At 69.1% G+C, this 18,299-nt stretch carries 18 protein-coding genes and 1 pseudogene; 6 read left to right on the top strand and 13 right to left on the bottom strand.

Annotated features, from left to right (window positions below; all coding sequences use genetic code 11):
• Positions 1-16: 16 nt before the first annotated feature.
• Entirely contained in the window at positions 17-1,468 is a 1,452-nt protein-coding gene (locus QJ852_02270; protein WGX97269.1) for a cytosine permease, read from the bottom strand.
• A gap of 181 nt (positions 1,469-1,649) precedes the next feature.
• Between QJ852_02270 and QJ852_02265 the strand changes: the two genes are divergently transcribed.
• Positions 1,650-2,573, top strand: a complete 924-nt coding sequence (locus QJ852_02265) for a LysR substrate-binding domain-containing protein (GenBank protein WGX97268.1) — start codon at positions 1,650-1,652, stop codon at positions 2,571-2,573.
• Here the strand turns inward: QJ852_02265 and QJ852_02260 are convergent.
• The 4 genes and pseudogenes from QJ852_02260 to QJ852_02245 all read right to left on the bottom strand — a co-directional run bounded on the left by QJ852_02260 (position 2,570) and on the right by QJ852_02245 (position 8,773).
• Positions 2,570-3,607, bottom strand: a complete 1,038-nt coding sequence (locus QJ852_02260; protein WGX97267.1) for a phenylacetaldoxime dehydratase family protein — start codon at positions 3,605-3,607, stop codon at positions 2,570-2,572. The two genes, QJ852_02265 and QJ852_02260, sit on opposite strands and share 4 nt — an antisense overlap.
• A 307-nt stretch (positions 3,608-3,914) precedes the next feature.
• Entirely contained in the window at positions 3,915-7,520 is a 3,606-nt protein-coding gene (locus tag QJ852_02255) for an SdrD B-like domain-containing protein (protein ID WGX97266.1), read from the bottom strand.
• Positions 7,521-8,210: 690 nt separating this feature from the next.
• Positions 8,211-8,492, bottom strand: a pseudogene (locus QJ852_02250) (type II toxin-antitoxin system RelE/ParE family toxin).
• A 32-nt stretch (positions 8,493-8,524) separates the two neighbouring features.
• Positions 8,525-8,773, bottom strand: a complete 249-nt coding sequence (locus tag QJ852_02245; protein ID WGX97265.1) for an addiction module protein — start codon at positions 8,771-8,773, stop codon at positions 8,525-8,527.
• A gap of 38 nt (positions 8,774-8,811) precedes the next feature.
• On the opposite strand from QJ852_02245, the gene QJ852_02240 reads away from it, so the two are divergent.
• Complete coding sequence (locus QJ852_02240; protein ID WGX97264.1) at positions 8,812-9,363, top strand: hypothetical protein; 552 nt, start codon at positions 8,812-8,814, stop codon at positions 9,361-9,363.
• Here QJ852_02240 and QJ852_02235 read toward each other — a convergent pair.
• Positions 9,357-9,971, bottom strand: a complete 615-nt coding sequence (locus QJ852_02235) for a hypothetical protein (protein WGX97263.1) — start codon at positions 9,969-9,971, stop codon at positions 9,357-9,359. The genes QJ852_02240 and QJ852_02235 overlap by 7 nt on opposite strands.
• A 634-nt stretch (positions 9,972-10,605) precedes the next feature.
• On the opposite strand from QJ852_02235, the gene QJ852_02230 reads away from it, so the two are divergent.
• Entirely contained in the window at positions 10,606-11,307 is a 702-nt protein-coding gene (locus tag QJ852_02230) for a hypothetical protein (GenBank protein WGX97262.1), read from the top strand.
• A gap of 13 nt (positions 11,308-11,320) precedes the next feature.
• On the opposite strand, the gene QJ852_02225 is transcribed toward QJ852_02230, so the two are convergent.
• The 5 genes from QJ852_02225 to QJ852_02205 all read right to left on the bottom strand — a co-directional run bounded on the left by QJ852_02225 (position 11,321) and on the right by QJ852_02205 (position 14,984).
• Positions 11,321-12,178, bottom strand: coding sequence for a nucleotidyl transferase AbiEii/AbiGii toxin family protein (locus QJ852_02225; GenBank protein ID WGX97261.1), 858 nt, complete (start codon positions 12,176-12,178; stop codon positions 11,321-11,323).
• Positions 12,145-12,687 (bottom strand): hypothetical protein, encoded by a 543-nt coding sequence (locus tag QJ852_02220; protein WGX97260.1) that lies wholly within the window; start codon positions 12,685-12,687, stop codon positions 12,145-12,147. The genes QJ852_02225 and QJ852_02220 overlap by 34 nt, the downstream gene beginning before the upstream one ends.
• Before the next feature lie 36 nt (positions 12,688-12,723).
• The gene (locus tag QJ852_02215; protein ID WGX97259.1) at positions 12,724-13,089 is read right to left on the bottom strand and encodes a hypothetical protein; all 366 of its coding nucleotides are present in this window, start codon (positions 13,087-13,089) and stop codon (positions 12,724-12,726) included.
• A gap of 383 nt (positions 13,090-13,472) precedes the next feature.
• The gene (locus QJ852_02210; protein WGX97258.1) at positions 13,473-13,904 is read right to left on the bottom strand and encodes a hypothetical protein; all 432 of its coding nucleotides are present in this window, start codon (positions 13,902-13,904) and stop codon (positions 13,473-13,475) included.
• A gap of 135 nt (positions 13,905-14,039) precedes the next feature.
• On the bottom strand, positions 14,040-14,984 hold the full coding sequence (locus tag QJ852_02205; GenBank protein WGX97257.1) for a 1,4-dihydroxy-2-naphthoyl-CoA synthase: 945 nt from the start codon (positions 14,982-14,984) through the stop codon (positions 14,040-14,042).
• Between the two features lie 71 nt (positions 14,985-15,055).
• Here QJ852_02205 and QJ852_02200 point away from each other — a divergent pair, with 71 nt between their 5' ends.
• Genes QJ852_02200 through QJ852_02190 form a run of 3 tightly spaced genes read left to right on the top strand, consistent with a single transcriptional unit; the run spans position 15,056 to position 16,224 of the window.
• Positions 15,056-15,430, top strand: coding sequence for a MerR family transcriptional regulator (locus QJ852_02200; GenBank protein ID WGX97256.1), 375 nt, complete (start codon positions 15,056-15,058; stop codon positions 15,428-15,430).
• A complete protein-coding gene (locus QJ852_02195) occupies positions 15,427-15,750 on the top strand; it encodes a thioredoxin domain-containing protein (protein WGX97255.1) in 324 nt (107 codons plus the stop codon). The genes QJ852_02200 and QJ852_02195 overlap by 4 nt, the downstream gene beginning before the upstream one ends.
• A gap of 27 nt (positions 15,751-15,777) precedes the next feature.
• Positions 15,778-16,224, top strand: a complete 447-nt coding sequence (locus QJ852_02190; protein WGX97254.1) for a nitroreductase family deazaflavin-dependent oxidoreductase — start codon at positions 15,778-15,780, stop codon at positions 16,222-16,224.
• 15 nt (positions 16,225-16,239) lie between these two features.
• Here the strand turns inward: QJ852_02190 and QJ852_02185 are convergent, their stop codons facing one another.
• Positions 16,240-17,616, bottom strand: a complete 1,377-nt coding sequence (locus tag QJ852_02185) for a hypothetical protein (protein WGX97253.1) — start codon at positions 17,614-17,616, stop codon at positions 16,240-16,242.
• A 37-nt stretch (positions 17,617-17,653) separates the two neighbouring features.
• Positions 17,654-18,262 (bottom strand): ACT domain-containing protein, encoded by a 609-nt coding sequence (locus QJ852_02180; GenBank protein ID WGX97252.1) that lies wholly within the window; start codon positions 18,260-18,262, stop codon positions 17,654-17,656.
• Positions 18,263-18,299 lie beyond the last annotated feature (37 nt).

The following is an 18,299-nucleotide window of genomic DNA, read 5'->3' as shown; positions in this document are numbered from 1 at the left end:
CTCGAGTCGGTGACCATCAGGCCTGGTCGAATGCGTCGACCCGCGGGGCGATCAGCTCGTCCACCGTAGGACGCGACCGCCAGACGCGGCAGATGACGATATAGAGCGCGGCGGGGACGACGAGTCCGACCAGCCACGAGATGTCGAAGCCCAGCTCCTTCGCGATCGGCCCGCTCCAGTAGACGGTCGAGACGAAGGGGGCGAGCGCGGCGCAGCCGATGACGTAGGCGAGCACACCGGGCCCGTTGAAGAGGCCGTAGCGACCCTGCGGGTCGAAGAGCGCCTTGACGTCGTACTCACCGCGAGCGACGACGTAGAAGTCGGCGAGGTTGATCGCCGACCACGGGACGAGGAAGGCGATCAGGAAGAAGATGAAGTTCTCGTAGGAGACGATGAGGTCCCCGGACAACAGCGACGCCCCGACCGTGCCCACGGCGCCGGTGGCCAGCATGAACGTCATCCGCAGCCCCTTGGTCGGCCGCACCTGGCTCAGGAACGAGGTCGCGATGGTCATGCCCGACATCGCCGCGCCGTAGATGTTGAGCGCGCCGATGTTGATGAGTCCGACCAGCAGGGCCAGGAGGACGACGAACCGCAGTACGCCGCCCGCGCTGTCTCCCGCCGCCGCGAGCGCCTCGACGATCGGGAGCCGGCTGTAGCCGATCTGGATCGCCGCCCCGAGCGACATGAACCAGATCCCGGCCAGCGCCATGCCGGCGTAGGTGTACCAGAAGGTCTCCGCGTGGCTCGTGGACTCCGGGAGGTAGCGCGAGTAGTCGGCGACGTACGGCCCGTAGGTGATGAAGTACGCGGCGACGATCCCGAGGACGAAGAAGAACCCGGTCGCCGAGAACCCGTTCTCCGCCACGACCCGGTCGCCCGCTCCCGGCCAGTTCGCGACCAGCGCGACGGTGAGGACGGCGAACGCGACGATGAACACCGGCGTGAGGACCTTGGCCACCCGGTGGAGGACGTCGTAGCCGAAGACCACCAGGACGATCGAGATGAGGCCGCTGACGAAGATGCCCGCCTTGGCGCTCATCCCGAAGAGCTCGCCGGCCGCCTGGCCGGCGAGGATCGCGCCGCCCCCGAAGAACCCGAGGTACATCGCGATGACGACGACGAGCGGCAGGTTGGCTCCGAAGAACCCGAACTGGGCGCGCGACTGGATCATCTGCGGGAGACCGAGAACCGGCCCCTGGGCCGAGTGGTAGGCCACGAAGACGACGCCGATGAGCGTGCCGACGATGATCGCGACGACGCTCCAGAACAGGCTGAGGTCCGTCAGCGCGGCCAGGGATCCGGTCAGCAGCGTGACCCCCATCGCCGTGCCGCCGAACCACAGGGTGAAGAGGCTCTTCGCCGAGCCGTACCGCTCGTGCGGCGGCACGTAGTCGACGCTCCGCGCCTCGAGCAGGGGGCCGGCCGAGCCGGGGCCTGGCGCAGAGGTGGATCGTGAATCGGTCATCGGGATCTCCATGTTCGGGCGACGAACCGGCCGCCAGGCTTTGCGAGTGACAGCAGCCTGATCCCGGCGTGATGCATCAGTCAAACCTATCTTTCCGATGAACATCATCAGCCAGCCAGATGCAGTGTGTACGATGGGGCCCCGGCCGTCCGTCGGCGCACACAACCCCGGGAGGACCCCCGTGGCGGATCCCGCCTTCACCCTGACCCAGCTGCGCTACTTCGCCGCCGCCGCGGAGCACCTGAGCATGACCGGCGCCTCCAAGGCGCTCATGGTCTCGCAGTCGGCGGTCTCGACGGCGGTCGCCCAGTTGGAGAAGGACCTCGGGATCCAGCTGCTGATCCGCCACCACGCCCGCGGGCTGACCCTGACCGCCGCGGGCCAGTCGTTCTACCAGGAGCTGCGCGGGTTCCTCGCCCATGCCTCCGACCTCGCCGAGGCCGCGCGCACCGCGGGCGACGATCTCACCGGCGAGCTCACCATCGGCTGCTTCAGCACGCTGGGGCCGTTCGAGCTCCCGCGGCTGCTGGCGGCGTACAACGCGCAGCATCCGCGGGTGGACGTCTCGGTCATCGAGGCCGAGCACGCCACCCTCAAGAACATGCTGCGCCAGGCGCGGTGCGAGGTCGCCCTCATGTACGGCTACGACCTGGACGAGGACCTGGACCACGTCGTCGTGTACGAGGTCCCGCCGTACGTCCTCGTCGGGGCGGAGCACCGGCTGGCGCGCCGACGACAGGTCTCCCTCCAGGAGCTCGCCGACGATCCGATGGTGATCCTGGACCTGCCCCACACCGCCGGGTACATGAGCTCGATCATGGAGACGACCGGCTTCGCCCCGCGGATCCGGCACCAGACCACCGGCTTCGAGACGGTCCGCTCGATGGTGGCCCACGGTCACGGCTTCGCCATCCTCAACCAGCTGCCGGCCCACGACCTGACCTACGACGGCGGCAAGGTCGTGGCCCTGCGGATCCGCGACGAGGTGCCGCCGCTGAGCATGGTCGTCGCGACCATGCGCGGCGTCCGGCTCACCGCCCGCGCCCGGGAGATGGTGCGCATGTGCCGCCGGACCGTCGGCCGGTGGCGCGAGGATTCCGTCTAGTCCTGGATCGCACGCAACATGCCCGTGCCCTCGTGGCACCGGGAGTAGCGGAAGAACTGGTGCTCGCGCGGGACGACCGCCACCTCGTGGTAGAGGCGCAGGCGAGCGTCGTCGCCGAACCTCTTCATGTGGGCCGTGAAGGCACCGAAGATGCGCACGTGGGTCCGGTGCGACCTGGCCCACCCTTCGAGGTCCGCCATGTCGTTCCACCAGCTCATCGCGTACGACTTCTCGCGTCGTTCCCCCTCCTCGCCCAGGACCGACACGTACCGGTTGGCGAAGCACCCGATGCTGCGCCCCTCGTCGCGCAGGAAGTCCATCCCCGCGCGGAGCTGGGGCTCGACCTGCTCCAGGTAGAAGGCGCGCTCGGCACCCTCCGTGCTGCTGAAGTCCTGACCGGAGCGGATCAGGCACAGTCCCTCGTGGGGCACGACCTCGGTCGCGCCGTCGCGTGCCACCGGCTCCGGCGTACCGGACGAGGCGAGGCTGCTGTCCCGCGCGTCGGGCATGCGCTCGCGCATGCCGCCCCAGTAGCCGTGCTCGATGATCGGTCCGCTCGGCCGCTCCGCCAGGGTGCCGATCCCCTGCAGGTCACGGTTCGACGAGTAGATCGTCTCGAGGCGGCGCACCGTGGGCCGGACGACCTCGACGAAGTGACCGATCGCGGCCTCGCCGCTGGTCCAGCCCGCGCCGTGCGCGGCGTACCAGGTGTCGAACGCCTCGGGCGAGAGCCAGTAGCCGACGACGAGCACCGTGCCGAAGCCGGCCTCGTCGACGTAGCGGGAGAGCTCCAGGTGCCCCGGTCCACCCGGCCGGCGCATGAGGGCGCGCATCCGGAGCACGTCATCGAGCGCGGCACCGGCCTCGGCCGACTGCTCCTGGGCGCCGAAGTAGGCCATGACGACCTGGCGTACATCCGTGTCGAGGCGGCCGGTGTAGGAGTCGAACTCCGGTCGCTCGCGCGTCGCTGCCGAGCTGTTCACCGGACACAGATGGGGCGCGACAGCGCTCTCGAGTTGCACGACCTCGGACATGGACCAACCACCCTCTCGCTCCGGATGGGTCGATCCTGGCCGCGTCCGTTGCTGAGGGAAAGCGCTGCTTTCCTGCGCAGTGCATCGGCTTTCCCGATGACTCGAGCGGGATGACGGGCAACGGAACCTTGCACCGAGACGCGCACGAGCGACGCGCGGGTCCGCGCCGAACCGAGTGCGGTGGCCCCGACCACGTGATCGCGGTCGGGGCCACCCTGGGGCCACGGAGCCAGCCGATGCCGGGGCCCGCTGCTCCTGAAGGGACCACAGGATCAGCGCTCCTGGCTCGGCGGCCGCAGCCCGGTCCCTACTTCTTCAGCGGCTTCAGCGTCACCACCAGGTTGTCGCGGTAGTGGAAGCGGCCGTCGGGGCGGGTGATCTTGTTGGTGCACGTCACGAGACGCACCCGCGGAGCGCCGGTCATCGAGAACAGCCTCTCCGGCAGCGGCTTGGCCCTGCTGAACCGCTTCTTGGCGACCACCTTGTACCGGTAGGTCTTGCCGTCGTTGCCCTTCACCTTCACGGTCTTCCCGGCCTTGAGGCGTTTGATGTCGTAGAACGCTCCCGGACGGTCGTGGTTGTCGGACACGTGCCCGACGACGACGGTCGTGCCGATCGCGTCGTCCAGTCGAGCCGACGTCTGGAGCCATCCGAGCAGGTTACGGCTCTTGGGGACATTGGCTCGTACGTCGGTCAGCCCGACCTGGGTCACCTTGGCGTTCAGCCCGAGGGCCGGCACCTTGACCCTCTTCGGCGACCCCGGGAGCGCAGCGCGGCCGACCGCCCCGGGGTCGACGCCGTCGAACCCGGTGTCGATGAAGCGCACCTCGTTCTCCGGACGGTGGACCAGGCTGGTCTCCGCCGCGAGTCCGCAGGCGTGGGTGGCCGGGTTGTTGAACTGGTCCGCGGTGATCGACGCCACCCAGGTGTAGTAGCCGGGTCTGGTCACCGTGACCGCCGGCGTACGGACTGTTCCATTTGCCGGCGTGAAGGCAACCGAGCCGACCCGGGTGTCCGTCGTACAGGTGGCCGCCGAGGGTGCCGAGAACGGCCCGTAGAGCGTGGCCGAACCCGTGGACGTGCCGCCCGCCGTGAAGCCGGTGATGGTCACCGCGTCGTGAAGGTCGGCGCCGACCAGTGCCTTGGCGTCCGACGTGGCGGTCGTCAGCGTGGGGTTGCCCGGCTGGGGCGACGCCGGCACGAGCACGAAGCCGAAGTCCAGCGTCGGGTCCCGGTCACCGTCCTGGGTCAGGTCCGACGACTCAGCGGACCAGGTCGACGAGTCACCCTCGCGATCGCCCTGGCCGGCCTGCGTCGGTTGGTAGGGCTGCAACGCGGTCTGGGTCGATGGTGCGCTCTGGTCGATCGTCACCGTGTAGTGCTGACCCGGCGGCAGCGGCGGCAGATCGTCGAAGGTGTAGCCACCCTCCGCATCCGTCGTCACCGGACCCACCGGGTTGCCGAACACATCGGTCACCGGCTCACCGTCGGGCCCGGTCAACACCAGCACCACGCCCGGGATCCCCGGCTCACCAGCGTCCTGACGACCGTCCTTGTCCGAGTCGACCCACACGTAGTCGCCCACCGATACCGAGGGCGGCAGGACCACACCGGCGTCGATCGTGTGGTCGACGCTCCCCGGGGTCAGGGGGGCCGTGATCGCGACCTCGGCGATGCCGGCGCTGAGCGGCGTCGGGTCCGAGTCGAGGCTGTCGTCGCCCCCACTGTCGGTGGTGGTGTAGCCCAGCGCACTGGTCGACGGCGAGCCCGGCAGCCCCGAGGTGTCAGCCGTGCTCACGTCGAACCGCACCGTGTACGACGCGCCCGGCACCACCTGGTAGGTGGCTCCGTCGCCACCGAAGTAGTACTCGCCGGCCGCGTTGGTGGTCGTGGTTGCCACGACCGCGCCGGTGGAGTCGAGCAGGGTCACTGTGGCGCCCGGAACGGGAAGCTCGTCGGCGTCCTGGACGCCGTCCTTGTCCGCGTCGAACCACACCCGGTTGCCGATCTGGACCGGCGCCGAGGCGGCCAGCAGGTCGAGGTCCCCCAGGCCGTTGCCCTTGCCGAAGGACTCCGGGTACGTGTTCACGAGCCAGCCGCGTGTCACCGGCACACCAGTGGCGGGCGCGCCACCGGGACCTTCACCGGTGGCGGTGTCGAAGAAGCCGATGCCGCCGGTGCCGACCAGGCCGGTCGGGTCCATGGCGATGCTGCCCAGCTCGCCGTTGCGCGGGGCGTGGGCGAGGCCTCCTTGGGCGACCTCCTGGTGGCTGCTGGTCGTGGTGCTTCCACTCAGGGAGATCCAGTCGCCGGCGAAGAACTCCTGCACCGCTGCCGCCTGGCCCCCGTCGGGGATGCTGGTCGTGTTGTCGGGGCAGCCGTTGGCGCCCTCCCACGAGTAGCTGCCGTCGGCGTTGATACACGCCTTGTTGACGTCTCCGCCCGTGATGGCCGAGATCAGCACCGCGCTTCCCGTCGCGACACCGGGTTCGAAGCCGCCCGCGCCGATCTGGTCCCCGTGCCGGTCCCGGAAGCCCAGGAACAAGGAGCCGTCGGTGGCGAACTCCACGGAGGTCAACAACGGCGTCGGGTACTCGATGTTGTAGCCGGCCCCCGCCGTCGGGGTCGCAGGCAGGCCGTCGACGCCGGTACGCGACCACGCGGCGCGCCACGTGTTCCACTGCCGCGACACCGCCGTGCCGCCGTTCGCAGCCGCGCCCCGGACGAAGTCGAGCGGCTGTGCGAACACGGTGTCGAAGGAGCTGCCGACGAGGCGGAGCACGTACGCGCGCAGGTCCGCCCGGTCTCCCGACGCCGAGGCGTCGCACACGCCACCGACATAGACCGCCCCATCCCTCACACTCACCGCGCCCGGCCGCCACTCGCCGCCGATGCAGCCGGGGTCGGCGATGACCGTCGACCCGGTGATGGCCCCGGTCGCCCCGGTGGCGTCGACCGCGTAGAGCCGGCGGTCGTTGAGGTTGACGACGTACAGCGTCGCCTGGTCCTCGGACATCGCCATGCCGCCGAGCCCTTCGGTACCGGCCGCGGCGTAGTAGGCGTCGTCCCGACCGTCCGTGATGGTGCCATGGGCGGTCGACCCCGCGTCGGGGATCGTGACGAACACGCTGGCGTTCGGGGATCCGGCGTTCAGGTCGGTGACGTAGACCGCGCCCGAGCCGCCCGGACCGTACGGCACGAACGCCTTGGCGAAGGCGGCGCTGAACAGGCGCTCCTCACCCTCGGCGGCCAGCCCGAAGACGGAGCCGGTCTGTGCCTTGGTCGCCAACGTGGTGATGTCCTGGGTGTTGGGTGTCGTGCCGTTGCCATTGCCGTCGCCGCGGTGGGCCCAGTTCGTGCGGACGAGCGAGCGCGAGGCGCCGGGCGACGACCTGGAGGGCTGGATCGCGAGCACGTAGTCAGGGTCGAGCGGCGCGTAGTCGGCAGGGTTCCAGACGCCGAACCGCACCGTCTCGGCAGCTCCGCCGCTGACATCGACGAAGGTCGTGTCGCTCCGCAACGCGTTGGGTGCCCCCGACGCGGACGCCGGGGCGGGCTCGAGGTGGGACAGGGCAGCCGGAACCGCGGTCTCCACCCGATACCTGCCGCCGACCAGGGGCGAGGCGGGGGTGATGACGACCTCGCCGGCGGCGTCGGTCACACCGTTGACGACGTGCCCGGCGGAATCGGTGACCGTGACCTCGATGCCTGCCTGGGGCGGATCGATGATGGGGTCGTAGACGCCGTCACCGCTCACATCACGCGCGACGGCAACGGTGAGCATGCCGTCGCCCGGTTCGGCTGCTGCGAGCGTCGGCGTCGTCACCCACGCCAGGCCACTGGCGACGACGGCGAGGCCGCTCGACAGGGCGATGGCGCGCCGGCGCGCTCGGAGTGGACGGATCGCCTGCATCTGCTCGCCTCGATTCCCTCGGGCGACCTGCCGCCCATTCGGCAAGTCCTTCGGAGTACGAGACCACCGGAACCGCGGGACACGACGCCGGAGCCCGAAGAGGCTGATCGCCGCTTCGGACCGGTCACGCTCCTCAGCACCGGTGGTCCGGACAAACCCTCGTGCCCAGACTGGCCCAGCCGACAGCACCGCCGCGACCCACGTCTCTCAGAACGGCCGATTTGCCCCCCAAGCGGGTGACACAGCCTCCCCCCGTTTCACGCCCACGCCCGGTCCCGCGGCTGACGGACAGGCTGAGGAGTCGGTCTGCCCGTCACGGAAGGTCAGGCGGAGAACTCGCCGATCACCGTGTAGATGCCGGGTCCGGGCTGGGCGATGGCGGCGATGCGCCGGGCGTACTCGGCCGCCTCGACGTCCTTCTGCGTGGCCTGCACGTCCTCGGCCTTCTCCCAGCGTGCGATGCTGACGACCCGGGTCTTGTCCAGGCTCGCGAGAAGCGTCGCGGAGATGAAGCCGCGCCTGACCTGCGCAACGCGCTGGATCAGTAGTACCAGGGGAAGCGCGGCACGCTCAGCGGGTGTTGACGGTGGTTGACGGCACTATGCGGCTGTCCTGCGGAAACGTGATTGTCGGCATTGGTCGGCGACGGTCGCAGATCATCCTGCTGCCACGTTTCTGCCACGCCCGCGGTCACCCGCTGACCCTCTCCCGCCAGTAGCCAGGGAGCCGCTTGTCGTGTGCGAACGCGATCACGACGAGCTCGGCGGGCTGGGCGAGGTATACGAGCCGGAACGGGAAGCCAGCCACGCGCCGCGACCTCACCGCCGGGATGCTGTCCCAGCCCGGCCAGATCGCGCCGGACTCCGGCCATTCGAGGACGGTGTCGACAATCTCGTCGGCAGCAGCCTCGAAGCGGTCACCGAGCCCGGCGCCACGTTCCTCGTACCAAGTGACCTCGGCGCGAAGCTCGGCAAGAGCCTCAGGGTGTTACCGGACGTCGAGCGTCACCGCTGCTGCCTCGCGGCACGATCCGCCGCGAGCTGAGCCCTGACCTCGTCACGCGAAAGGGTCTGCACCCGACCGCTCGTGATGTCGTCGACCCGAGACTTGATCTCTGCCGTCCACGCCTCGTGGACCTCAGCCGAATCGGCCATGTCGTCGAGGCTGGCCAGCAGCGCGTTGGCCACCTGGGCGCGCTGGTCCACCGGGAGCGTCAGCGCCAACTGCGTGATCTCGTCCATTCCGGCGGTCATGGGTTGAGTCTACGCCGGACTGACGACAGGCTGCCCGAATGAAGCAATGCCCGGGATGCCTGTTCGAGATCGCAGACGCCAACGCCGAGGGGTGCCCGGACTGCGAGCTGAGCTTGATCCCGGGCAGCGATTTGACCGTCGTCGAGGAGCTGCGGCATCTGACGAACGGGTGGGACGTCCCGCCGACGGACCTGAGGTTCGCCCCGGCGACCGAGGGGGACCCACTCATCGCCTCGCTCGATATCTGCGATGCCGAGCACCTCACGGTCTTGCTGACGGTCGGCGTCCACGTCACCCACGATCGGATCACCGGCGACGTCCTGCACAACCAGCTGATGACCCTGCCCTCTGAGCCCACCAGATTCCGGCTCGAAGTCGCGGGACGGCGCGGGGAACTCGCGCGTGCAGCAGCTGCTTGGTTCCGCCAGCTCGTGGCGATGCCGTTCGAGCGACACGAGTACGACAGTGCGGGCCGAGTCGAGCATCGTGTCGTGATGGCCGACGGCGGTCAGGGAGTGGTCGAGACCCGAGATTGCCCGCCGCGGCAAGCGCAACCCGATCGAACGTCCCGGGTCGCCGTTCGCTACTGACCTCGCCACCAGCGTCGACCCGTGCGATCTCGGCGGATCGTCGCGACGCCCGACCGACCCGATTCATCGAGGTGCGAGCACAACGCGCCGATGTACTGCCTGAACTCATCGCTCGCGAGGTAGGAGACATAAGCACCGAGGCATTCCTGTAGTTCCGGGTCGTCGGTGGTCTTGGCGAGCACGTCACGGGCGTACCCGACTGCGACGTGGCTGTCTTCATGCCATGCATCCACGCTGCGCGACGTCCAGCGGTCCAGCCCATCAAACCGATAGCAGGGGAACACCTCCTCCGATTCGGCGCTCATGACGGCACCGAGCTGGGCGGCGTCGCCTAGCTGGCGAAACACGAACTCCCGGTAGTAGTTGTCGTGCGCGACGTTGTCGGGCGCGCTGAGTCTCCCAGTAGCGCAGGTATCGCTGCTTGCCGTCCACACCACGCCCGGGATCGTGAGGAAAGAACGCTCATCCCAATCCGCTGGCGGTCGGTCGATCTTCTCCAGCAACCAATCCCGTGCCGAGGGATTCGGATTCCGCAGTTCGGCCTTGAGCGCAACAGCACGCACCGTCGCGGCGTCGGGGAAGTACGGCTTCGCCGTGTCAGGACTCATCGGGCTCAGCGCCCCGCTTCCGGAGACGATCGAAGTCGTCGACCATCTCGTCGACGTCCGCCTCGGAGAGGGGCAGAAGCCCGTCGAACCCCTCGCCAGCTGAGCGAAGGGCAGCGGCGTCTGCGCGTCACGTAGCCGACGCCGCTCGCCTTGACGTTCCAGTCTCGGGCGATCCGGATGGCGTAGTCCTCGTTAAGGACCGGATAGAAGATCGGCTGGTCCGGAAGTCGCGGCGGCCACTCGCGCCAGCCCGAGGCCTCAACGAGCGCAAGCTCCTTGGGGCCCTTCTGGCGCCAGAGGGTGACCGTCTCCATGCGCGGATTCTCCCCACGCTCGACGCCCATCCCTACCGATTTCCCACTGACCTTCACCTCGCCACCCTGAACCCCCAACCATTGATCACCATTGGTTCTCCACGGCTCCAAGAACAGGTCTCTGGCCTGCACAAGAGCGACAAATCAGTAGTACCAGGGGAAGCGCGGCACGCTCAGCGGGTGCTGACGGTGGTTCACGACATTGTGCGGCTGACCTGCGCAAACGTGACTGCCGGCGTTGGTCGCCGACGGCAGCAGACGATCCTGCTGCCACGTCTTTGCCACGCATCGGGTGGCCTGTTGGCCGTACCCTCTTCAGCGTGCCCGTGCCCGCCGTCCTCGATTCGCTGCTCGGGTGGTTCGCGTTCAGGTGGTCCCAGCTGAGGTGGGCCTTCAAGAGCGCCTGGCGCCGAGCGCGAGGACACAATGGCGCCTTCAAGCGGGGCGAGGTCAGCGCCCGAGCGGCAGAACTGACTGGTCTCTGGGAACGCACGTGGCCGGCCGCCGACCCACTTGGCTACGTGCTGCGAGCCGAGTACCCCGACCGATGGGTCCGCTTCCACGGCCTTCCCGAGTCGAAGAGATATGCCGAGAGCGACGCCGAGTACGACGAGATCCTGCGACGTCATCGCACCGTCCTCCGCGAGCTTCACGGATCGGATGACTTCCACACGTTGCACCTCATCGTCGCCGACTGGGGATGGCGCGATCTCGCCGCCGGCTGGTCGAAGCGCCGACTGCCGGGCGCGTGGCCATGGCGCAGCAGTCCGGCTGACGACGATCCTGACGCCGGCCGAAACTACTTCTGGGCGGCGTCGGGCCTGTCGAACGGTGAGATCGACGCGCTCCTGATCGCCGTGGCGGACGACGAATGCCGCGTCGTCATCGGCGCGTCCGATCTCGCGTGGCTCTATTGCCCGTACGACGACGGAGCCGACGTGCTGCTCCCGAGTCCCGTCGAACGCGACGCGCTCAAGGACCGCCATGCCGACTGGCTGTCGTCGCATCCTCAAGGGCTCTGAGAAGACGCACCGGCTACGGGCGTGTAGCGATCCTGCCGATGAAGTCGTTGACCCAGACCACCGCCGCGTCGACGTGGGCCAGGACATCGACGTCCTCGATCGCCGCCGCGTAGAAGGTCGCCCAGCCAGCGCCGGACTCGATGAGCGGCGGCCAAGCCTGCTGTCGCCGGTAGTCGAAGAGCCGCTCGCACGTCGCCCGGACCTGGCTCAAGTTGAGATCCTCACGGTTCTCCAGCAGCTGGAGATCGACGAGGTCACGCACCCGGTCGCTTCCCGGCGCCGAGAGAGCGTGGAGCTTCTGGGCGATCTGGTGGTCGGCCCTCATGACCCGCACCAGCTTCGGCGCCCCCAGCCCGACCTCACTGAACATCTGCGCCAGATCGTCGGCGAGCTGGTACTCCGGCTCGTCGGCATCGCCGATCTCGTTGTGGCCCAGCTCGAACTTCACGGTGCACCACGAGCGGCCGCGGAAATCGAGCTTCACCTCGAACGGCTGCATGACGTAGGCCGTCGGCACTCCGCTCGGACGCGGCGCCGACCTCTCGATGAGCCGGCCGGTGAACCCCGCCCAGCCGGTCGCCAGCGCATCCTCGAAGTCGTTGCGGAACCGTGCGAGCGGCTGGACGCGCGCCGCGTCGAGGTCCTGGGTGAACCGAGTCCCGCGCCCGTAACGCAATGCCATTGCGCTGCCGCCCTTGATCGCACCCTCGGGCAGCATCTGGCCCACGACGACCAGCGCCATCCCGACCCGCCGCCGCAGAGCGAGTTGTTCGCTGCCTTCGAGGTTCCGGATGCGCTGCTCGAGAGAGCGCACGTTGGTCGGGGCTGCGCTGTAGCTCACGCCCGAAGCTCCTTCCGGATCCGTGGCCACTCAACCCGAGTCACCAATCCTTCTTTGCGCGCCTCCCGGGCAGCCTCCCTCAGGCGAGTGGGTTCGATCCGGCCGCGGCAGGCAAGGATCGCGTCCGCCACCCTTTGGCATCGCAGCCCCTCGTAGAACGTGGTCTCGACCTCGCCCTTCACCGGCACCAGCTCGATGTACGTCGGAAGTTTGGGTCGGGTCCGCCGTTGGACACCGACCTTGATGCGGCGCGGGTTGACGTCCGCCAGGCCGAAGATCGCAAGGACGGACTCCCCATAGATGAACGATCCCTCACCCGCTCGGAGCAACGCCTCAGCGAACTGATCGAATGCGCTCGCCGGAGCCTCGGGCACTCGATAGATCCCGTAGGCGATGTTCTCCAGGCCGCCGCGCGCCGCCAGCTTCGGCAGCTCCACGGCCGGCACCCCTGCCTCGGCCGCTTCCTTGGTCGTGATGTAGCCGAAGTTGCCGAACGCGATCTCGCGCACGATGTCTCGGTATCTCAGATCGGCGGCCATGTCACAACTATACCGAAAACGGTATTGTTGTGACAGTCAGCGATCAGTGCCGTACTTGGTGGAGTCTTCCCATGGCATCCATTTGCGGGCGCCCTTGTAGACCCACGCCTGCATCAGTAGCGGGAACTCACCGTTGCCCCAATCGAGCAGATCAAGCACCCCCGGCAGCACGCCGGCGGCAGCCTCGAAGCTGACCTCCCGGAAATGGTCATCGCCTTCGAGGACCGGCAGCCTGCTTTCAGAGAAGTCACCCGGCCCGTAGACACTCCAACCGGAGACCCCGCTGACCGCGCTCTCTTCGAGCAGCGCCCAGCCCTCTGCGACCTCTCCCGCGAAGACCTTCGCCGAGATGTGCAGCGTGCTGCCTCTATCCGGACGGCTCCCGCCGACCTGCAGGGTCATGCGTTCAGCCTACGCATCGTCGTCGGCAACGGCAGCGACATCATCCTTCGAGGTCAGGAGCGCGTCGATGAGGTCCACGACGGGACCTCCACCTCGAACGTGCCGCATCACCGAGTCCACGACTTCGTCGCTTCCCACGTTGAACTCGATGACGAAGTCCGGGGTCGCCAGCTCTCCCCAGGACGGGTCGGAGAAGTCGGCACTTGGCGCCGCCTCGCGAATCGCCGTGATACCGCCGTGATCAGGTCAGCTCGGCTGCCAAGAGGCTGAGGCTCGAAGTCATCCGGGATGTCCGCGACCGACGCGACATCGTCCGGCAGGTCCATGATCGAGATGTCCCAGCTCACGCCGCCATCCTTCACCACTCCGATCGAGGACGCGCCTCATTCGGCGCTTGGCTGCGCGAACGACGCGTACATATCGCGCTCATCCCAGTCAGCCTCAGCCGCGGCGAAGACGACCTCGCATCGCCGAGCGTGTTCCCACGGTCGCCGGGACGCTCCCACTTCGAGGGCGGCGCGCGCAGCGTCACGCGCCGCGATGGCAGCGCTGACGACCTTCGGAAGTCCGAGGGCGTGGACGCAGTACCCCAGCAGATCGACGAGGCCGGCCGGCGGAGGCGTCGTACACAGCCGAGGCACCATCGCAACCAGAGCCATCTCAGCCTGATCAGCGTGGTCCGGTTCGCGGCGGATGAGTTCCACGAGCTTGATCAGCTCGCGCTCCTCGTCACGCACATCCGGCGAGCTGTCCGCGATTGCCAACGCCGCGCTGACGCAACGCTCGAACTCTCGTTGGAAGTCGTCCCGATCCACGGAGACATGCTCGCACTCGAATCAGGCGCACGACCCAGTTCAGGCCAGTTCCGTGCCACGTCGATCGCGATTCTTGCCACGCATCTGCCACGCACGAGGCGCCAACAGGCGTCTGACCTGCGCAAACGCGCCGGATCAGTAGTACCAAGGGTACGGCGACCAGTCCGGCTCCCGCTTCTCCAGGAACTGGTCCCGGCCCTCCTGCGCCTCCTCGGTCATGTAGGCGAGCCGGGTGGTCTCGCCGGCGAACATCTGCTGGCCGACGAGACCGTCGTCGAGCAGGTTGAAGGAGTACTTGAGCATCCGCTGGGCGGTGGGGCTCTTGCCGTTGATCAGCCGGCCCCACTCCAGCGCGGTGACCTCGAGCTCGGCGTGGGGGACGGCGCGGTTGGCGGCGCCCATCCGGACGGCGTCCTCGGCGGAGTACTCCTGGCCGAGGAAGAAGATCTCGCGGGCGAACTTCTGGCCCACCTGGCGGGCGAGGTACGCCGAGCCGTAGCCGCCGTCGAAGGAGCCCACGTCGGCGTCGGTCTGCTTGAAGCGGGCGTGCTCGGTGGAGGCGAGGGCGAGGTCGCAGACGACGAAGAGGCTGTGGCCGCCGCCCGCCGCCCAGCCGGGGACGACGCAGATGACGACCTTCGGCATGAAGCGGATCAGTCGCTGGCACTCGAGGATGTGGAGGCGGGCGAGCTTGGCCTTGTCGATGGGGCTGGGCTCCTCAGCACCGGTGTCGGCGGCGCCGGCCGACACGTCCTCGTACTGGTAGCCGGCCTTGCCGCGGATCCGCTGGTCGCCACCGCTGCAGAAGGACCACTTGCCGTTCTTCGGGCTCGGCCCGTTGCCGGTCAGCAGCACGCAGCCGACGTCGCCCGAGGTCCGGGCGTGCTCCAGGGTGCGCAGCAGCTCGTCGACCGTGTGGGGGCGGAAGGCGTTGAGCACGTCCGGGCGGTCGAAGGCGATCCGGACCGTGCCGTGCGCCTTCGCGCGGTGGTAGGTCAGGTCGGTCAGGTCCTCGAACCCGGGCACGACGTCCCACTGGCTCGCGTCGAACGTCTCGCTCACGCCCTCGATCGCACTCATGGGCCGAACGCTAACGCCTCCCCGCTCCCCGGCTTGACCTTGACCCCCGGGGCAAGGTCTACGGTCGGTGCGTGCTCATCAAGGACCTCGCCGACCGCGCCGGCGTGAGCGTGAAGGCGGTGCGCTACTACGAGTCGCGCGGCCTGCTCACCCCCGCCAGGGCGACCAACGGCTATCGCGAGTACGACGCCGCCGACGTGCTCGTCGTGCGCGAGATCCGCGCCTTGCTCTCCCTCGGTCTGACCGCCGACGAGACGGTGCCGTTCGTCGAGTGTCTCCGCGCGGGCAACGAGCGCGCCGACGTGTGCCCGTCGTCGCTGGCCGCCTATCGGCTGCGGATCGCCGAGATCGACCAGCGGATCGAGGAGCTGAGCCGGCTGCGCGGCGAGCTGTCCGGCCTGCTGCACGAGGCCGAGAGCTACCCGACGAACCAGGAGAGACCATGACCGTGCAGGAGATCACCGACGCCGACTTCGCGACCGAGGTGCTGACCTCCGGCGTACCCGTGCTCGTCGAGTGGTGGGCGCAGTGGTGTGGCCCGTGCCGCCAGCTCGCGCCGGTGCTGGAGCGGCTCGACGAGGAGCGCGGCGAGACGCTGCGCGTGGTGCGGATCAACCAGGACGAGCAGCCGCTGCGGGCCGCCGAGCACCGGGTGCTCGGCCTGCCGGCGATGATCCTGTTCCGCGACGGGCAGCCGCTGCTCCAGCTCGCGGGAGCCCGGACCAAGGCGACCCTCGACCGCGCGATCGACGCGGCGCTGGAATAGCGGCCGGTGGCGTGGTCTTGTGGAGACATGACCCTTCACGGTGAGTACGAGCCCAGCAGCCAGAAGTGGGTCCGCGACCAGGTCGCGGCGTACGAGGCCTCCGGCGGTCGCGAGGCCAACACGCTGCAGGGCGGCAAGGACCCGATCGTCGTGATCACGTCGATCGGCGCGAAGTCCGGCAAGCTCCGCAAGAACCCCGTCATGCGGGTCGAGAAGGACGGCGTGTACGCCGCGATCGCGTCCAAGGGCGGCGCCCCCGAGAACCCCAGCTGGTACGCCAACTTCGTCGCGCACCCGGTCGTCGACCTCCAGGACGGGCCGGAGCCGCGGTCGTACTCGGTGCGCGTCGCCGAGGGCGAGGAGCGCCGGCAGTGGTGGGACCACGCGGTCGCGACCTGGCCGACCTACGCGTCGTACCAGACCAAGACCGACCGTCAGATCCCCGTCTTCCTGTTGGAGCCGGTCGACGACTGATCGGGACTGCCCGGGTCAGTCCTGCAGCAGGCCGGTGGACCGGTCGATCGCCGCGCGCAGCGCGTCCGCGAGGACGTCGATGGCCCGCAGGTGATCGCTCCGGGTGCCCTGGATGCTCTCGATGTCGCCCCCACGGTCGAGCCGGCGCAGGTCGACCTGGACGACATAGGGGCCGACCCGGAACAGGTACGTCAGGGTGCCGACGGCGAAGTGCTCGATCGCCCAGTCGGCGCGAGTGCGGCGCTTGCTCGACGGTCGTTCGACGGGGAGATAGCCGCTCGCGGTCAGCATCCGCCGCGCCTCGGCCGGGTCGGCGGCGTACGAGATCGTGATGTCGATCGAGGTGTCCGCGCCCTGGAACGTGCCACCGGTGTCATGGGTGCGCTTGCATCCGTTGGCGGGCAGGGTCGTACCCCCGCCGGCCTCGCGCGGCGATCCCGCGATGTCGATCCGGGTCGAGGTGCGCTCGACGGTCGAGTTCGCACGGCCGTGGAGGATCTGCTCGAACACCTCGTCGGTGAGGACGGCGCACGGCTCGAGGACCGCGGTCGAGCCGCGGCGCGTGACGTCGGTGAGGTACGTCGGCAGCGGCTCCTGCGACAGCTGCGGGTCCTCGAGGCGGGCGGTGACCCGGTCGACGGCCGGCGCGAGGATGTCGGTCAGGGAGCGGAGCTGGTCGTCCGGGAGGTCGTCGAAGCCGTATTCGAGCACCCGCTGCACCTCGAGCGTCCACGCCGTCCCGCTCCGCGGCAGCAGCACGCCGTAGACGGGCGAGCCGATCGGCAGCACCAGCGAGTCGACCTGCTCCGCGCTCAGTCGGATGCCGCGGTCGACCGGCAGCAGGTCGACGCTCGCGCGCATCCGGGCGACCAGCGCGCGGGCGGGATCGGCGGTGACGACCTGCTCCAGGCGGGTCACCATCGCCACCAGCTGGTCGCGGTCGAGCAGCTGGCGGGCCAGGACGTCGTCGGGCTCCTCCGGCTGTTCGCCCGACTGCTCCGCCGCGATGCCGATCTCGTCCAGCCCCCGCACGGGCTCCCTCAGCTGGTAGGCGCACCGGGTGGAGTAGGGGCGCTCCCGCGCGGGCCGCGAGGAGTCCAGCATCTCCTCCACGACGTAGCTGCGCGGTGCGAGCCCGCCGAGCGCCACCGACGCGTCGCGGGGCGTCAGCACCTGGCAGGGACTGACGTAGCGCCGCTGTCCGATCAGGATCTCCTGCCCACCGGTGCCGATCCAGGTCGGCGCGGCGGCCGGCTCCGCCGGAGCGGAGGCCGTGGCTGTCGGCTCCTCGCTCGCCGCCGGACGCTGCGGCGTGCCTCCGCCCGAGCAGGCCGTCGTCGCGAGCAGCGCCGCAGCGGCCAGGACCACCCGGCCGCGATTCCCGAGAATCATGGGCGGGACGATAGTCCTGCGCGGGCGCGGGCCGGTGTCAGGACGTGGCGATGGTGACGGCGAGGCCGCAGAGGTGCCCGAGGCGCAGGATCTCGGAGTCGGCGTACTCCGGGCCGCCGCGCCGCCCGATCACGACGATCTCGTTGCCGTCGAGCCGGGCCGCCGCGAAGAGGGTGATCTCGTCCTCGGGGACCTCGAGTCGGGTCGGAGCCTCGATCTCCACGAACTCGAAGTCGTCGGGCGCCGCGCTGGTGCCGTAGACGACGCCTTTCGCGCGGTGCACCCGCATCGCCCAGTCGACCCGGAAGGTCGCGGGCAGCAGGTCGATCAGCTTGTCGAAGGCGTTGTCGGAGGACGCGGTCAGCTCCTCGACGGCCTCGAGGTCCATCATCAGGTTGCCGCCCGCGGGGTAGCGACTGACGAAGAGCACCTCGACGCCGTCGAGCGCATTGCACGCGGAGACCACCGAGTCGGGCATCATCCCCTGCTCCAGCTCGAGCAGGACGTCGTCGACCGCGGTGCCGTCGTCGCGCTTCTCGACGATCTCGATGGCCTCGATGTCACCGCCCGCCATACCGATGGCCGTCGCGACCCGACCCAGCGAACCGGGGACGTCGGGCAGCAGCACGCGCAACAGGTACGGCATGGTCTCGACACTAACCCGGTCGTGTTTCGGGGAGATG

The organism is Nocardioides sp. L-11A, assembly GCA_029961745.1.
Classification (GTDB): domain Bacteria; phylum Actinomycetota; class Actinomycetes; order Propionibacteriales; family Nocardioidaceae; genus Nocardioides.
This window is presented reverse-complemented; position numbering and strand designations above follow the sequence as displayed.

Coding starts and splice junctions, on each gene's coding strand:
- QJ852_02270 (WGX97269.1), bottom strand. CDS start 1,468: ATGACCGATTCACGATCCACCTCTGCGCCAGGCCCCGGCTCGGCCGGC.
- QJ852_02260 (WGX97267.1), bottom strand. CDS start 3,607: ATGTCCGAGGTCGTGCAACTCGAGAGCGCTGTCGCGCCCCATCTGTGT.
- QJ852_02255 (WGX97266.1), bottom strand. CDS start 7,520: ATGCAGGCGATCCGTCCACTCCGAGCGCGCCGGCGCGCCATCGCCCTG.
- QJ852_02245 (WGX97265.1), bottom strand. CDS start 8,773: ATGACCGCCGGAATGGACGAGATCACGCAGTTGGCGCTGACGCTCCCG.
- QJ852_02240 (WGX97264.1), top strand. CDS start 8,812: ATGAAGCAATGCCCGGGATGCCTGTTCGAGATCGCAGACGCCAACGCC.
- QJ852_02235 (WGX97263.1), bottom strand. CDS start 9,971: ATGAGTCCTGACACGGCGAAGCCGTACTTCCCCGACGCCGCGACGGTG.
- QJ852_02220 (WGX97260.1), bottom strand. CDS start 12,687: ATGGCCGCCGATCTGAGATACCGAGACATCGTGCGCGAGATCGCGTTC.
- QJ852_02215 (WGX97259.1), bottom strand. CDS start 13,089: ATGACCCTGCAGGTCGGCGGGAGCCGTCCGGATAGAGGCAGCACGCTG.
- QJ852_02205 (WGX97257.1), bottom strand. CDS start 14,984: ATGAGTGCGATCGAGGGCGTGAGCGAGACGTTCGACGCGAGCCAGTGG.
- QJ852_02195 (WGX97255.1), top strand. CDS start 15,427: ATGACCGTGCAGGAGATCACCGACGCCGACTTCGCGACCGAGGTGCTG.
- QJ852_02190 (WGX97254.1), top strand. CDS start 15,778: ATGACCCTTCACGGTGAGTACGAGCCCAGCAGCCAGAAGTGGGTCCGC.
- QJ852_02185 (WGX97253.1), bottom strand. CDS start 17,616: ATGATTCTCGGGAATCGCGGCCGGGTGGTCCTGGCCGCTGCGGCGCTG.
- QJ852_02180 (WGX97252.1), bottom strand. CDS start 18,262: ATGCCGTACCTGTTGCGCGTGCTGCTGCCCGACGTCCCCGGTTCGCTG.